This window comes from Arthrobacter sp. FW306-1B-F12A (assembly GCF_058781865.1).
This window is the reverse complement of record NZ_JBYSXD010000124.1, coordinates 1-523: the sequence shown is the minus strand read 5'-3', so window position 1 is coordinate 523 and position 523 is coordinate 1. Positions and strand designations below refer to the sequence as shown.

The following is a 523-nucleotide window of genomic DNA, read 5'->3' as shown; positions in this document are numbered from 1 at the left end:
GGTACAACGTCCACCTCGACGGCTCCAGCCCCGCCGACGACACCTGGATGTACCTCGACGACATCACCCTCACCAACGGGTAGGGGGTTGATCGACCTCCTAGTGGCCGTTCAGGAGTTCTTTGTGGCTGCGAACATGCGTCGAAGGGTGAAAAAGCAACCCAAGGCGCCGAAGAGCAGCGCCATGAAGAAGTCGCCCATGTAACTCTTGACGAAATTCGGGTTGTTCGCCAGGTTGTAGTTCATCAGGTCCCACGGCTCGGAGCTGGTGATCAAAGACAAGGGCTGGCTATTGATGTACTTGGCGGCGTCCAGCCAGACTCCAGCGACGAAAGACAAAATCGCAGTGGCAGCTGTGATGGCTGCTATCACCCACACGCCTTTTCTGCTCAGCCCGCCGGCTCCCATGACATAGAACCGGGCCGCCATCGCCGCAGCGGCAAAGGTGACGAGCGAGGACATCCAGCCAAAATTCCAGATGACGAGCCACAGAACGACGCCGATCGGGAGGGTCGGGAGGGCGA

The 523-nt window shown here is 59.3% G+C and carries 1 protein-coding gene; it reads right to left on the bottom strand.

Going from position 1 to position 523, the window contains the following annotated elements:
- Positions 1-110: 110 nt before the first annotated feature.
- Positions 111-523: hypothetical protein (locus AC3WJU_RS22505; RefSeq protein ID WP_492260931.1), on the bottom strand; the 413-nt coding region annotated here is incomplete at its 5' end.